At 59.6% G+C, this 13,708-nt stretch carries 13 protein-coding genes; 9 read left to right on the forward strand and 4 right to left on the reverse strand.

Annotation, left to right across the window (positions count from 1 at the left end; genetic code table 11):
* Positions 1-80 precede the first annotated feature (80 nt).
* Positions 81-1,457, reverse strand: coding sequence for an L-serine ammonia-lyase (locus AACY11_RS11250; RefSeq protein ID WP_339432044.1), 1,377 nt, complete (start codon positions 1,455-1,457; stop codon positions 81-83).
* A gap of 135 nt (positions 1,458-1,592) precedes the next feature.
* Here AACY11_RS11250 and AACY11_RS11255 point away from each other — a divergent pair, with 135 nt between their 5' ends.
* The 8 genes from AACY11_RS11255 (at position 1,593) to AACY11_RS11290 (ending at position 9,770) form a co-directional block, all read left to right on the forward strand.
* Positions 1,593-2,543: a LysR substrate-binding domain-containing protein gene (locus AACY11_RS11255; RefSeq protein ID WP_339494771.1), complete on the forward strand. Its 951-nt coding sequence runs from the start codon at positions 1,593-1,595 to the stop codon at positions 2,541-2,543.
* A 196-nt stretch (positions 2,544-2,739) separates the two neighbouring features.
* Positions 2,740-3,144: an HPF/RaiA family ribosome-associated protein gene (locus tag AACY11_RS11260; RefSeq protein WP_339494772.1), complete on the forward strand. Its 405-nt coding sequence runs from the start codon at positions 2,740-2,742 to the stop codon at positions 3,142-3,144.
* Positions 3,145-3,370: 226 nt separating this feature from the next.
* Positions 3,371-3,676 carry a DUF3649 domain-containing protein gene (locus tag AACY11_RS11265; RefSeq protein WP_339432046.1) on the forward strand — a complete coding sequence of 102 codons (306 nt, stop codon included), beginning with the start codon at positions 3,371-3,373 and terminating at the stop codon, positions 3,674-3,676.
* Positions 3,673-5,259: a PepSY-associated TM helix domain-containing protein gene (locus AACY11_RS11270; protein ID WP_339494774.1), complete on the forward strand. Its 1,587-nt coding sequence runs from the start codon at positions 3,673-3,675 to the stop codon at positions 5,257-5,259. Before AACY11_RS11265 ends, AACY11_RS11270 begins: the two co-directional genes overlap by 4 nt.
* Positions 5,259-5,585 (forward strand): DUF3325 domain-containing protein, encoded by a 327-nt coding sequence (locus tag AACY11_RS11275; RefSeq protein ID WP_221729976.1) that lies wholly within the window; start codon positions 5,259-5,261, stop codon positions 5,583-5,585. Before AACY11_RS11270 ends, AACY11_RS11275 begins: the two co-directional genes overlap by 1 nt.
* A gap of 1 nt (position 5,586) precedes the next feature.
* On the forward strand, positions 5,587-6,153 hold the full coding sequence (locus tag AACY11_RS11280; RefSeq protein ID WP_221729975.1) for an RNA polymerase sigma factor: 567 nt from the start codon (positions 5,587-5,589) through the stop codon (positions 6,151-6,153).
* Positions 6,150-7,139, forward strand: a complete 990-nt coding sequence (locus tag AACY11_RS11285) for a FecR family protein (protein ID WP_339494775.1) — start codon at positions 6,150-6,152, stop codon at positions 7,137-7,139. Before AACY11_RS11280 ends, AACY11_RS11285 begins: the two co-directional genes overlap by 4 nt.
* Before the next feature lie 201 nt (positions 7,140-7,340).
* Entirely contained in the window at positions 7,341-9,770 is a 2,430-nt protein-coding gene (locus AACY11_RS11290; RefSeq protein WP_339465841.1) for a TonB-dependent siderophore receptor, read from the forward strand.
* A gap of 120 nt (positions 9,771-9,890) precedes the next feature.
* On the opposite strand, the gene AACY11_RS11295 is transcribed toward AACY11_RS11290, so the two are convergent.
* Positions 9,891-10,766: an AraC family transcriptional regulator gene (locus AACY11_RS11295; protein WP_339432050.1), complete on the reverse strand. Its 876-nt coding sequence runs from the start codon at positions 10,764-10,766 to the stop codon at positions 9,891-9,893.
* Positions 10,767-10,905: 139 nt separating this feature from the next.
* Between AACY11_RS11295 and AACY11_RS11300 the strand changes: the two genes are divergently transcribed.
* Complete coding sequence (locus AACY11_RS11300) at positions 10,906-11,808, forward strand: DMT family transporter (RefSeq protein ID WP_339432051.1); 903 nt, start codon at positions 10,906-10,908, stop codon at positions 11,806-11,808.
* A gap of 20 nt (positions 11,809-11,828) precedes the next feature.
* Here the strand turns inward: AACY11_RS11300 and AACY11_RS11305 are convergent, their stop codons facing one another.
* Together AACY11_RS11305 and AACY11_RS11310 are read right to left on the reverse strand one after the other, a co-directional pair.
* Positions 11,829-12,338: a DUF2165 family protein gene (locus AACY11_RS11305; protein ID WP_339494776.1), complete on the reverse strand. Its 510-nt coding sequence runs from the start codon at positions 12,336-12,338 to the stop codon at positions 11,829-11,831.
* A gap of 144 nt (positions 12,339-12,482) precedes the next feature.
* Positions 12,483-13,457, reverse strand: a complete 975-nt coding sequence (locus AACY11_RS11310) for a 2-hydroxyacid dehydrogenase (protein WP_339494778.1) — start codon at positions 13,455-13,457, stop codon at positions 12,483-12,485.
* Between the last annotated feature and the right edge of the window lie 251 nt (positions 13,458-13,708).

The following is a 13,708-nucleotide window of genomic DNA, read 5'->3' on the forward strand; positions in this document are numbered from 1 at the left end:
CCATGGGCTCGCCTTGTTCATTGACGTCCTGTTTCAGGGCAGGAACGCGTCGATGATCGCTGACAGTGCAGTCAGGCTGATCAGCATTCCACCCAGTTCACCGCCAGGCCACCCCGTGAAGTCTCTTTGTATTTGTCGTGCATGTCGGCGCCGGTATCGCGCATGGTGCGGATCACCCGGTCGAGGGAAATGAAGTGGTTACCGTCACCGCGCAGGGCCATTTGCGTGGCGTTGATCGCCTTCACTGCGGCGATGGCGTTGCGCTCGATACAGGGCACTTGCACCAGCCCGCCGACCGGATCGCAGGTCAGGCCCAGGTTGTGTTCGAGGCCGATCTCGGCGGCGTTCTCCAGTTGCTCCGGGGTGGCGCCGAGCACGTCGGCCAGGCCGGCAGCGGCCATCGCGCAGGCGGAACCGACCTCGCCCTGACAGCCGACTTCGGCGCCGGAAATCGAGGCGTTTTTCTTACACAAAATGCCGACAGCGGCGGCGCTCAGGAAGAAAACGACGACGTCATCGTCGGACGCGTCCGGGTTGAATTTCATGTAGTAGTGCAGAACCGCAGGAATGATCCCGGCGGCGCCGTTGGTCGGTGCGGTAACCATGCGCCCGCCCGCGGCGTTTTCTTCGTTGACGGCGAGGGCGAACAGGTTGACCCACTCCATCGCCGACAGCGTCGAGCTGATGACATTCGGTTTGCCGATTTCCAGCAGACTACGGTGCAGTTTTGCCGCGCGGCGCGGCACATTGAGACCGCCGGGCAACAGGCCTTCGTGGCGCAGGCCTTGCTCGACGCATTCGCGCATCACCGACCAGATGTGCAGCAGGCCCTGACGAATTTCGGTGTCGCTGCGCCAGGCCCGTTCATTGGCCATCATCAGCTCGAAAACCCGCAGGTTGTGCTGCTTGCACAGCGACAACAGTTCGGCGGCGCTGGAAAAGTCGTACGGCAATACCACGTCGCTGGCCGGCGCCACGCCGGATTCGGCTTCTGCCGCTTCGATGATGAAACCGCCACCGACCGAGTAGTACGTTTGCGTAAACAGTGCAGCGCTTTCGCCAAAGGCTGTCAGGGACATGGCGTTGGGATGGTAGGGCAGGCTCTCGTCGAGCAGCAGGAGATCGCGTTGCCAGTTGAAGGCAATTGACCGCTGGCCGGCGAGGGACAGTTGGCCGGTCTCGCGCAGTTGCTGGATGCGTGGGTCGATGGTCGACGGATCGATGCTGTCTGGCCACTCGCCCATCAGGCCCATGACCGTGGCGCGGTCGGTGGCGTGGCCGACGCCTGTGGCGGACAACGAACCGTACAAGCGGATTTCCACGCGTTGTACATCGTTGAGCCAATGCTCGTCGATCAGTGCCTGAGTGAAGGTTGCAGCAGCGCGCATCGGGCCGACGGTGTGGGAACTGGACGGGCCGATGCCGACTTTGAATAGATCGAAAACACTGATAGCCATGCTAAAGCCTTACAAGCAATGGTGTAGGAATCGCTGCCATTTTTTGTAGGCCAAGCGCAAGGTCGGCGATACTGCCTACCTCGGTCTTGTGTGACCAACGAAATTTCCTAAGACAGCCTTTAGCAGGACTAAACGATGAGTCGTCAATTGCATGCCCAGACTTACGTCTGGCTGCAGGTGTTTTCCTGTGCCGCGCGGCACCTGTCCTTCACCCGCTGTGCAGAAGAACTGCACATCACGCCGGGGGCGGTCAGCCAGCAAATTCGTCAACTGGAGGAGCGTCTTGGTTTTCGCCTGTTTCATCGTCGTGCGCGAGGGGTGGAACTGAGCGCGGAAGGGCAGCGGTTGGCGATGACGGTCAACGAGGCCTACGGCAGCATCGATGCCGAATTGCGGCGCCTGGATGCGGGGATGATCAGTGGGGTTTTGCGGCTGCGTTCGATTCCGTCGTTCCTCAGCAAATGGCTGACGCCGCGCCTGCCACGCTTGCAGCAACGATACCCGGACATCCAGTTGCGGCTGGTGGCTGAAGACAGCAGTGTGCCGCTGCACGAGGGCGATTTCGATCTGGCGATCGATCTGAACGACGGCAGTTACCCGGGATTGTTATCCACAGCCTTGCTCGATGAGCAGATTTTCCCGGTGTGCGCGCCGAGCCTGCTGCGCGGGCGTCCGCCGCTGCATGGGCCGGCGGATCTGGGGCATTTTCCGTTGCTGCACGACATCACCGCCTGGCGCGGCAGTTATGAATATACGGAATGGGAGTTTTATTTGAACGCGATCGGCTTCGAGGGCGCGGACGTGCGACGAGGGCATACCTTCAATCGCAACCACCTGACCATCGAAGCGGCCATCGCCGGTATGGGGGTGGCGATTGCCCGGCGCACGCTGCTCAACGATGAGCTGGAGCGGGGCACGTTGATGGTGCCGTTCGGGCTGTCGGTGCCCAATCACAAACGTTACATGTTGCTGTATGCGCCGGGGGCGTTGAGCCATCCTGGCGTGCGTGCAGTGCACGATTGGCTGGTGGAGGAGGCAGGGATTTTTCGCAGTTTGCACCCGTTGAACGAGGGCAATTGTGAGTAAATCTTGCAGGATGACAAGTCGACCCAACTCCCGACATTACCAGTGACTTACTCGGTTGTCCGGCTTTTTTTGCGAATGAATATTTTTCTTTTTTCAGGGGTTGAAATGTTCGTCAGTCGGGCCGATTGTTGTAATCAAGGGGTCACGAAATCCTGATCAAGGCCTCTTGCGAGCTAGCTGAAATAAGGGATGAACTATGCAAATCCAAGTCAACAGCGATAACCATATTCAAAGCAGTAAACGACTGGAGGAGTGGGTACGTACAACCATTGAGAGCACGCTCGACCGTTATGAAGAAGACCTGACCCGTGTCGAAGTCCATCTGAGCGACGAGAACGGTGACAAACCTGGTCCCCATGACATGCGCTGCCAACTGGAGGCGCGGCCAAAAGGCCATCAACCGATTTCCGTCACCCATAAAGCCGATACGCTGGAACAAGCGATCGATGGTGCAGCCGAAAAACTGGAGCATGCGCTGGATCACCTTTTCGGCAAACTGCGGGGCAAACCACGCGCTGCTGTGGTGCCATTTAGCAAGGCGAATGACGCACTGCTGGAGGAAGAATTTTTTGAGAATGAACAGGCAGCGATCAACAGTTGATACGCTGATTTTTTAAGCCATCCCCAGAAAACGGGCCTGCGAAAGCAGGCCCGTTTTGTTTTCAGCGCATTTTGCCAAGGCAAGCCACGGCCCGGCTTGCCAATTGAACGGGTAAAACCCTGCGCCGGCAATCAGATGCTTTTGCGTATGAGAATATTTATCATTAGTATTGCTCGCCTGTTGGTTCGGCTTGTCGGCCGAGCGTTTTCCGTTTCAGGGTCGAAACATGAAAGGCAAACTTGCCACTCTCCCCATGTCCTATCGTCTGGCCGTTACCTCACGGGTGTTGGCCGCGGTGTTCGGCGGCTATCTGGTTGCGGCGCTGGCCAGCGTGACCTTGACGATGTGGCTGCCACTGAGCCGTGCTGAAGCCGTGGTCACCGGCATGACCCTCTCGTTTCTGGTCTATCTGGTCGCTGTGCTCTGGTGCTTTGCCTGTCGCACGGCGTGGTCGGCATGGGTTGGCTTGCTGGTGCCGAGCGTGATTCTGGCGACCATTTGCGGCGCGGCACGTGGGTTGGGTTTTGCATGAAAGAGGGTTTTCGTCAGGCCATGGCCTGGCTGCACACGTGGGCCGGACTGCTGTTCGGCTGGCTGTTGTTCGCGATTTTTCTGACGGGAACCCTGGCTTATTTCAAGGATGAAATCAGTCACTGGATGCAGCCGGAAATCCCCGCGCGGCCAATCAATGCCGAGGCCAGCCTGAGCCTGGCCCAGGATTATCTGCAACAACACGCTGCGGGTGCCTCACGTTGGCTGATCGACTTGCCCGATGCTCGCGATCCCGGCTTGACCGTGCGCTGGCAGCAGGCACCTGCGAAGCCTGGCGAGCGCGGCCGCTTTGAATCCAAAACCCTCGACGCGCAAACCGGCACCGAAGTGCTGGGCCGCCAAAGCATGGGCGGCGAGTTCTTCTACCGTTTCCACTTCCAGCTACAAATGCCATACCCGTGGGGCCGCTGGCTGGCGACGATCGCCGCGATGGTGATGTTCGTCGCGTTGATCACCGGGATCATCACCCACAAGAAAATCTTCAAGGACTTCTTCACGTTTCGCCCGCGCAAGGGCCAGCGTTCCTGGCTCGACGGACATAACGCCGTGGGCGTGCTGGTGTTGCCGTTTCACTTGATGATCACCTACAGCAGCCTGGTGATTTTCATGTCGATGGTCATGCCGGCGAGCATTCTGGCTTCTTGCGGCGGCGACGTGCGGTCGTTTTACGATGAGGTGTTTCCCGCCTCGAAGGCGCCGGAACGGGCCAATGTCCCTGCTGCACTGGCACCGCTGGCACCCTTGTTGGCCAAGGCCAGTGCGCAATGGTCCGGTGGCCACACCACGCGGCTAACGGTGAATCATCCCGGTGATGAACATGCCTCGGTGGTGCTGTCGCGCGCCGGTGATCGAGTGGTGCACGATTTCGGCAGCGCAGTGACCTTCAATGGCGTTACCGGAAAAATGCTCGGGCGCACACCGGCGCAACCCGTGGCGATGGCGGTGAGCGGCACTTTCTATGGTTTGCACATGGGCCACTTTGCCGGGCCGGTGCTGCGCTGGCTGTATTTCATTTGTGGTTTGGCCGGCACGGCGATGATCGGCACTGGGCTGGTGATCTGGCTCGGCAAGCGCCAGCTCAAACACGCCAAAAGCGGTGTTATGCCGTTCGAGTTGCGGCTGGTTGAAGTGCTGAACGTTGCCAGCATGGCAGGGTTGCTGACGGCGGTTGCGGTGTACTTTTTGGCCAATCGGCTGTTGCCAGTGGCTTTGACCGGGCGGGCAGATTGGGAAGTGAATGCGTTTTTCATCGCTTGGGGATTGAGCCTGGCGCATGCGCTATTGCGTGTCGGGCGCAAGGCATGGATCGATCAGCTCGTGCTGGGTGCTGCACTGTTTATGGCGGTGCCGCTGATCAATGCGCTGACCACGCCATGGAATCTCGGCGTAACGCTGAGGCAGGGCGATTGGGCAATGGCCGGGTTTGATCTGACGTGTCTCGCCGCCGGTTTCTTCCTGGCTTGGGCTGCATGGAAAATGCAGCGCGCCGGCAACACCGCCAGCGTTAAAAAAACGCGCCGCGAAACGTCTCGACCGATCACGCTTGAACAAGGGGCGAACTGATGCTGCTGGCGCTGTTGCTTTGTTACGCCGGGTTCACGGCGCTTTGCCTGTCGATGCCTCGACATCACGATGAACTGCTCGGCCACAAACCCTCTGCCCGACGCCGTCGTGGCCTGATGCTGGCGGGAGGGTTGCTGTTGTGTGTATCGCTTTGGGCGGCGGTGACGGCCAACGGCTGGAGTTTCGGTCTGGTCGACTGGGTCGCGGTGTTGATGATCAGTGCGTTGACGCTGGTGCTGTTGCTGCCGTATCGACCGCGACTCGCAATGGCGCTGGCCGGGATGAGCCTGTTGGCCAGTCCGGTTGCCGCATGGGCGCAGGGCTGACGTGTTGATCGGTCTGCCCCCGGAATCTCGCGACGACGAGCCGCGTGGGGCGCGTGCACATTTTCTTCAAGTGTTCCTGTCCCAGCGCTCGCAAATGGAAGCGCTGGTCACTCGCCGTGTCGGTTGCCGGGCGACGGCAGCCGACCTGGTTCAGGATCTGTTTCTGCGTTTCTGGCGGCGTCCGCTGGTGCAGGTGGAAGAACTCAGCACCTACCTGTTGCGCTGCGCCGGCAACATTGCCATTGACCATCTGCGCAGTGAAGGCACGCGGGTGCGCGTCAACGAGGGCTGGCAACCTGAAGAGCCGGACAGCCGGGGCAGCGAACCGCAAGCCGCGCTAGAAGCGGGCAATGATCTGCGTCATGTCGAAGCGGCGTTGCGCGCTTTGCCCGAGCGCACCCGGCAAATCTTTTTGCTCAATCGCATTCACGGGCGCAAGTACGCGCAAATCGCCAAGGCCATGGGCCTGTCCCAAAGTGCCGTCGAAAAACATATGATGCGCGCCCTCGAGGCCTGCAAGGCCAGCCTGCGCGAACCCGCGCCACGCCTGCCAGGGAAAGCACCGTGAATCCTTCAGAGCCCATCATCCCGACCCTTGCGCAGGAACAGGCAGCGTTTGCCTGGCTGAGCCTGTTGCATGATCGGCCTAGCGCTGGCGATCAACTCACGTTCAGCCAATGGCTGCGCGCTGATCCCGCCCACGCCGAGGCCTATGCGCAGGCGCAAGTGGTCTGGGAATTGAGCGAAGGCCCCGCGCGAACATTGGCCGATGAGCAGGCGTTGGCGCTACAGGGCTACCTCAATGCGATGGATCGCCCGCGCCGTTCGCTGCTTTTGCGTGGGGGCGGGGCTTTGGCGATGGCCGCGTGCCTGCTGTTGATGGTCAGCCTCGGTACGGGGTGGCAGCCGCAGCGCTGGTTCGATGATCTGGGCGCTGACTATGTCTCGGCGCCCGGTGAGATTCGCACCGTGACCCTGGCCGATCAATCGCAAGTGACCCTCGATGCCGACAGCGCCATCGCGGTGGACTTCAGCCATGGCGAGCGTCATGTGCAATTGCGTCGCGGTGCCGGTTTTTTCAGCGTCACGCACACTGGCGAGCCGTTTGTGGTCGAGGCCCGCAAGGGCGAGGCGCGGGTGCTCGGCACGCAATTTGAAGTGCGTCTGCAACCCCATGGCGCGCAGGTCACGGTGTTGTCCGGGCGGGTCGGGGTGACGGCCGATCGCGATGGCGAGCAGCAGATTCTTACGGCCGGCCAGCAAGTGGCCTACGGTGAAGGTGCTGCGCAAAAACTCCACGCCGTCGACAGCGAGGCGCAGCTTGCCTGGCGTCAGGGCTGGCTGACTTATTACAAGTCGACGCTGGGCGATGTGGTGGCGGATCTGCGTCGCTATTACCCCGGACGAATTGTGTTGCTCAACGATGAACTGGCGGCGCGCAAGGTCAGTGGCAGTTTTCCGAGCAGGGATGCGCAGGCTGTGCTGAGTTCGCTGCAATCGGTGTTGGGGTTTGAGCAGCATCAGGTGCTCGGGCAGCTGATCATTCTGCGTTGAGGTCACTGGCCTCTTCGGGAGCAAGCCCCCTTCCCACAATTTGAAATGTGGTGCCCTTGGGGGAGGGGCTCCCGAAGGCGTCGGCACATCCTCCAAAAATATTTTCAAAATTGTGGTGAGGTAAACCCGAGCCCCATCCGTGTAGTGACTGAAACTGCGAGTCATTCGCATCCGTTGCGGTTCTACACAGGTCATTGAGCAATGAAGTCCAGGGCAAAGTCGGGTTCGGTCAAACAGTGGTTCGGTGCGTCGGCGTTGAGTTTTTCGGCATTGGCGTTGTTGCCGATGAGCGTGGCGCTCGCCGCTGAAACCACCAGCAGTCAGGCGCAAAAGCAGTTCAGTTTCTCCCTGGCCGCCCAACCGCTGCCGCAAGCCCTGAGCGATTTCAGCCGTGTCACCGGGCAGAGTGTGGTTTACACCGATGAAGCGCCCTACGGCCTGAACGCTCCGGCGGTCAACGGCCAGATGAGTGCCGAGCAAGCCTTGCGGCGCCTGCTCACCGGTTCCGGCTTGAACGGGCGCCGCACCGACAGCCACACCCTGGTGCTTGAACCGCAACCCGCTGGCGGTGCGTTGAACCTCGGCGCCACCACCATCACGTCGGTGCGCGACGAGTCGATGAGCTACCAGCCGCCGCACACCAGTTCGGTGATGCGTTCTTCGGCGTCGCTTCAGGAAATCCCGCAGACCGTCAACGTCATCCCGGCCCAGGTCATTCGCGATCAGGCGCCGCGCAATCTCGACGATGCGCTGGCCAACGTCAGTGGCATCACCCAGGGCAACACCTTGGGCAGCACTCAGGACTCAGTGATGACCCGCGGTTTCGGTGATAACCGCAACGGCTCGATCATGCGCGACGGCATGCCATTGGTGCAGGGGCGGGGCATGAACGCCACCGTGGACCGGGTCGAAGTGCTCAAGGGGCCGGCGTCATTGCTTTACGGGATTCAGGACCCGGGCGGCGTGGTCAACATGGTCAGCAAGAAGCCTGAGCTGACTCAGTACAACGCCCTGACCCTGCGCGGCTCGACCTACGGCGAAGGCAAGAATGGCAGCGGCGGCACCTTCGACAGCACGGGTGCGCTGGGCGAATCCGGGCTGGCGTATCGTCTGGTGATCGATCACGAAGACGAGGATTACTGGCGCAACTTCGGCACTCACCGCGAAACCCTGATCGCCCCGTCGCTGGCCTGGTTCGGCGAGCGGACCAAGCTGTCCTTCGGCTACGAGCATCGTGAATTTCTCACGCCGTTCGATCGTGGCACGGTCATCGATCCACGCACCAACCACCCGCTGAACATCTCGCGCAAGGAGCGTCTCGACGAGCCGTTCAACGATATGGAAGGGCGTTCGGACTTGTATCACGTCGAAGCCGATCACGAACTCAACGACGACTGGAAAGCCCACTTTGGCTACAGCTGGAACCGCGAAACCTACGACGCCAGCCAAGTCCGTGTCACAGCGATCGACACCAACAAAGGCACGCTGACCCGCAACATGGATGGCACGCGCAACGCGATCACCACCGACCGTTTCACCACGGCCAGCCTCGAAGGCAAGGTCAACGTGCTGGGCATGCAGCATGACCTGGTGTTTGGCGTCGATGACGAGTACCGCAAGATCTACCGTGCTGACCTGATCCGCCAGAAAAGCCTGAGCACCTTCAGCTACGTCAACCCGGTGTATGGCCGTGAAGTCGAAGGCACCACGGTCAGCGCGGCGGACAGCGCGCAGACCGATCTGCTGCGCAGCGACTCGGTGTTTTTGCAGGACTCGATCCACCTTGATGACCAGTGGATTCTGGTCGCCGGTGCTCGTTTTCAGGCGTACGACCAGTACGCTGGCAAAGGCGTGCCATTCAAGGCCAACACCGACAGCAATGGCCAGAAATGGGTGCCGCGCGCAGGTCTGGTGTATCGCTACACCGATGAGCTGTCGTTCTATGGCAGCTACACCGAATCGTTCAAACCCAACTCGACCATCGCCCCGCTGAGCGGCAGCAGCACCGTGCTCGACGGCAGCATTGCGCCGGAAGAGGCCAAGTCGTGGGAGCTGGGCGCACGGCTGGACATGCCGGGGCGCATCACCGGCAACATCGCGCTGTTCGATATCAAAAAACGCAACGTGCTGGTCGCCAACTCTGAAGGCCCGACGACGATTTACAGCGCTGCCGGTGAAGTACGTTCGCGGGGTCTTGAAATGGATTTGACCGGCCAACTCAGCGACCGCTGGAGCCTGATCGGCAGCTACGCCTACACCGATGCCGAAGTGACCGAGGACCCGACCTACAAGGGCAAACGTCTGCAGAACGTGGCGAAAAACAGCGGCTCATTCTCGGCGGTGTATGACTTCGGCAGTGTGATCGGTGGCGATCAATTGCGCGTGGGTGCCGGGGCGCGGTATGTCGGCGAGAGAGCGGGTAACGCGGTGAATGATTTCGACCTGCCGAGCTACACCGTGGCCGATGCCTTTGCGACTTACGACACCAAGGTAGAAGGGCAGAAGGTCAAATTTCAGCTCAATGTGAAGAACCTGTTTGATCGCACGTATTACACCTCGTCGGCGAGCCGGTTCTTTGTGTCCATGGGGGATTCGCGGCAGGTATCGTTGTCGAGCACCCTGGAGTTCTGACCTGAAACCGCGTCATCGTTCTTCGCGAGCAAGCCAGATTTCACAGGAGGGAATACATTTCCAAGTGTGGGAGCGGGCTTGCTCGCGAAGGGGCCATGACAGGCGATAAAGACTTTGGCACTAACGCAAAAACGCCTGCCGATACTCCCCGGGCGTCCCGCCCGAAATCTGCCGGAACCGATTGGCGAAATGACTGGCGCTGGCAAACCCGCACGCCAGCGCAATCTCACCCAACGGCAACGTTGTATTGCGCAGCCATTCCCGCGCCCGGCTCAGACGTCGCGCCAACACGTACTGATGCGGTGGCAGTCCGAAACTCACGCGAAACATCCGTGCAAAGTGGTACTCCGACAGGGCACACAACCCGGCCAATTGCCCAAGGCTGATGGGCTCGGCCAACTGCGCATCAATGAACTCCACCAATTGTCGGCGCTGGTGCGGCGCCAGCCCGCCCTTGAGGCGCAAGCCCTGACGAACACCAACCTGACTGAGCAAGGTATGGCTGATCAATTCATGAGCAAGGCTACTGGTCAGCAAACGTTCGGCGGGTTCGTCCCAGTTCAGCGTCAGTAACTGTCGGAAACGTTGCGCCTGGTGTGGGTCTTCAAGAAAGGTCTGCTCGCGCAACTGCATCTGTCGCGGTTCGCGATCAAGCAAGGTGATGCAACCAAGGGCAAATTGTTCAGCGCTGAAATACAAGTGTGCCAGGCGGATATCGCCGTTGATGACCCAGCCCGATTCGTGATCGGCCGGCAGGATGCACAACTTGTCCGGGCCACCCTTGTGCCCCGGTTGACCGCGGCGAAACGTGCCGGTGCCACCGGCGATGTAGCACGACAGGGTGTGATGACTCGGTGCTTCGTATTCCTGGGCGTCGTGGTGGTTGGTCCACAGGGCCGCAGACAAACCGTCGCCGAGCTCGGCGCTGTGCAGCAGGCGAGAGTTCGGCGAGCGGTTAAGCGCCTGGAAGACTTGCAGGTTATCGATGGCGGACATGATCGGTTCTCTTCAACGCCTTGCATCGTACTCCGTAGCCGTCCCGCTGCCAGCCGGCCGCCCGACAAAAGCGCAAGTTTATGCAAGCGCTTGTCACCTGCCGCAACTGACACTCAAGGCCTATCTAGGAGTGTTTACCATGAACCTGTCGTTGTATCTGCTGACGGTGCTGATCTGGGGCACCACATGGATTGCCTTGAAATGGCAATTGGGTGTGGTGGCGATCCCGGTGTCGATCGTCTACCGCTTTGGACTCGCCGCGCTGGTGTTGTTCGTGCTGTTGCTGTTGAGTCGTCGACTGCAACCCATGAACCGGCGCGGCCATTTGATCTGCGTGGCCCAGGGCTTGTGTCTGTTTTGCATCAATTTCATGTGCTTTCTCACCGCCAGTCAGTGGATTCCCAGCGGCTTGGTGGCGGTGGTGTTTTCTACCGCCACGCTATGGAACGCGCTCAATGCAAGGGTGTTTTTCGGTCAGCGTATTGCCCCAAACGTGCTGATGGGCGGTGCGCTGGGCCTGTTCGGGTTGGGCATGTTGTTCTGGCCGGAGTTGGCCGGTCATCACGCCAGTCCGCAAACCTTGCTCGGCTTGGGGCTGGCGCTGTGCGGCACCTTGTGTTTCTCGGCGGGCAACATGCTGTCGAGCCTGCAACAAAAGGCGGGTCTCAAGCCGCTGACCACCAACGCCTGGGGCATGGCCTACGGCGCGGCGATGTTGTCGGTGTGGTGCCTGGTCAAAGGCATTCCATTCAACATGGACGGGTCGCCGCGTTATGTAGGGGCTCTGCTGTATCTGGTGATACCGGGTTCGGTCATCGGTTTCACCGCGTATCTGACGCTGGTCGGGCGCATGGGGCCGGAGCGCGCCGCGTACTGTACGGTGCTGTTCCCGGTGGTGGCGTTGAACGTCTCCGCGTTTGCCGAAGGGTATCAGTGGACGGCGCCGGCGCTGTTCGGACTGGTGTTAGTGATGCTGGGCAACGTGCTGGTGTTTCGCAAACCGAAAGCGGTGGCGCCGCCGATGTCGGGAAAGTTGGTTTGAAATAAAACGAGCGCTGAACTTCAGCGCTCGACTTTCAAGGTGATGTAAATCATGACAGGGAAGATGAAGTCAACGATATGCCGTGCCCAGTCCTTGGCATTCCATGATTGCGAAGTGTCCATGTCAAACCATTCCACCCCCACGGTTTGCAGGCACACGTAATAAATGAATATTGCCGCGAGGATGCCCATGATCGAGAACTTTTTTGCCTCGTGGAATATTTCGGCGGTGGCGTTGATGTTGCGATAGAGCTGATAGGTGCCTATCAGGCACAACACTGTATACGTGACTTCCAGGGTGATAATGAACCAGTAGATCCGGTGATGAATCATCGGCGACTCGATGGCTCGATACTTGATGGTGTCACTGGCAGTGGTGGTGTCCATGCTCAGGATGTGCGCCACGTAAGTGTAGTTTGAATCATAGTCGGTGAAGTTGTGAGTCATCACCAGTAGGCCAAAGAAACTGATGTAAGCCATCAATATAACTTTGCTGTAACGGATAAGTCTGTCGGTGGTCAGGGCGTTCAAGGTTTTAGCTCTCCATTGCATTGTCGATTATTCGACAATTCGGAGAGCTTATAATTTTGTTGTTTAATTAGGTTTGTTGTTCAATTTCAAGTTGTGTATTAAACCAACTAACGGGCAAGTGCCATGGCGCACTTTCCCGTTTTTTCAGCCACGCCAAACTTGCGGGTTTACCAGGTCTTGCGGGCGTTCGCCGAGCAACGCGCTGCGCAAGTTGGCCAAGGCGCGATTGGCCATGGCTTCGCGGGTTTCATTCGTTGCCGAGCCGATGTGCGGCAGGGTCACGGCATTTTTCAATTGGAACAGGGGCGACTCGGCCAGCGGTTCTTTCTCGTACACGTCCAGGCCGGCACCGCGAATCCGGTTGTTTTGCAGGGCTTCAATCAGCGCCGGTTCGTCGACTACCGGGCCACGGGAGATGTTGACCAGAATCGCGCTTGGCTTCATCAGGCCCAGTTCGCGATGGCTGATCAGGTGGCGGGTCTTGTCACTGAGCGGAACGACCAGGCAGACGAAATCGGCTTCGGCCAGCAGTTGATCGAGGCTGCGAAATTGTGCGCCGAGTGCTTGTTCAAGTTCGCTCTTGCGGCTGTTGCCGCTGTAGAGGATCGGCATGTTGAAACCGAAGCGGCCACGGCGGGCGATAGCGGCCCCGATGTTGCCCATGCCGACGATGCCGAGGGTTTTGCCATGCACGTCGCAGCCAAACAGCGGGGCGCCGACGCTGGCTTGCCATTGCCCGGCCTTGGTCCAGGCGTCGAGTTCGGCGACGCGGCGGGCGCTGCTCATGATCAGGGTGAAGGCGAGGTCGGCGGTGCTTTCGGTGAGCACGTCCGGGGTGTTGGTGAGCATGATCCCGCGTTCGTTGAAGTAGTCGAGGTCGTAGTTGTCGTAGCCGACGGAGACGCTGGAGACCACTTCGAGTTTTGTCGCGTTTTCGAGTTGGGTTTTGCCGAGTTTGCGGCCGACGCCGATGAGGCCATGGGCGTGGGGCAGGGCTTCGTTGAATTGGGCGTTGATGTCGCCGTTTTTTGGGTTGGGGACGATGACGTCGAACTCTTGCTGGAGGCGTTCGATCATGGGCGGGGTGATGCGGCTGAAGGCCAGGACTGTTTTTTTCATCGTTTTTGGCTCTTGTTCGGGCTTGATGCCAAGCAAGCTAACATTTTTGTTTTGGGGTGTCTTGGCGGCCTCTGGGCCGACCAGGGTTTGGTGGGTGGGGTGAATATCCGGTTTGTTTGTGATGGCGGCTTGAGGTTTCGCCCTTACGGCGACTCACTTTTTTTACAAACGCCTAAAAAAAGTAAGCAAAAAAACGCTTGCTCCTACGTGCGGCCCGCTCGCTGGGGCTCGGGGTGCCTTCGCTCCGGGAT

This window comes from Pseudomonas sp. RA_105y_Pfl2_P56, from assembly GCF_963970845.1.
GTDB classification, from domain to species: domain Bacteria; phylum Pseudomonadota; class Gammaproteobacteria; order Pseudomonadales; family Pseudomonadaceae; genus Aquipseudomonas; species Aquipseudomonas baetica_A.

What these genes read in the sequence shown, in the direction of transcription:
- AACY11_RS11250 (WP_339432044.1), bottom strand. Translation starts at nt 1,457, where the DNA reads ATGGCTATCAGTGTTTTCGATCTATTCAAAGTCGGCATCGGCCCGTCC.
- AACY11_RS11255 (WP_339494771.1), top strand. Translation starts at nt 1,593, where the DNA reads ATGAGTCGTCAATTGCATGCCCAGACTTACGTCTGGCTGCAGGTGTTT.
- AACY11_RS11260 (WP_339494772.1), top strand. Translation starts at nt 2,740, where the DNA reads ATGCAAATCCAAGTCAACAGCGATAACCATATTCAAAGCAGTAAACGA.
- AACY11_RS11265 (WP_339432046.1), top strand. Translation starts at nt 3,371, where the DNA reads ATGAAAGGCAAACTTGCCACTCTCCCCATGTCCTATCGTCTGGCCGTT.
- AACY11_RS11270 (WP_339494774.1), top strand. Translation starts at nt 3,673, where the DNA reads ATGAAAGAGGGTTTTCGTCAGGCCATGGCCTGGCTGCACACGTGGGCC.
- AACY11_RS11275 (WP_221729976.1), top strand. Translation starts at nt 5,259, where the DNA reads ATGCTGCTGGCGCTGTTGCTTTGTTACGCCGGGTTCACGGCGCTTTGC.
- AACY11_RS11290 (WP_339465841.1), top strand. Translation starts at nt 7,341, where the DNA reads ATGAAGTCCAGGGCAAAGTCGGGTTCGGTCAAACAGTGGTTCGGTGCG.
- AACY11_RS11295 (WP_339432050.1), bottom strand. Translation starts at nt 10,766, where the DNA reads ATGTCCGCCATCGATAACCTGCAAGTCTTCCAGGCGCTTAACCGCTCG.
- AACY11_RS11300 (WP_339432051.1), top strand. Translation starts at nt 10,906, where the DNA reads ATGAACCTGTCGTTGTATCTGCTGACGGTGCTGATCTGGGGCACCACA.
- AACY11_RS11310 (WP_339494778.1), bottom strand. Translation starts at nt 13,457, where the DNA reads ATGAAAAAAACAGTCCTGGCCTTCAGCCGCATCACCCCGCCCATGATC.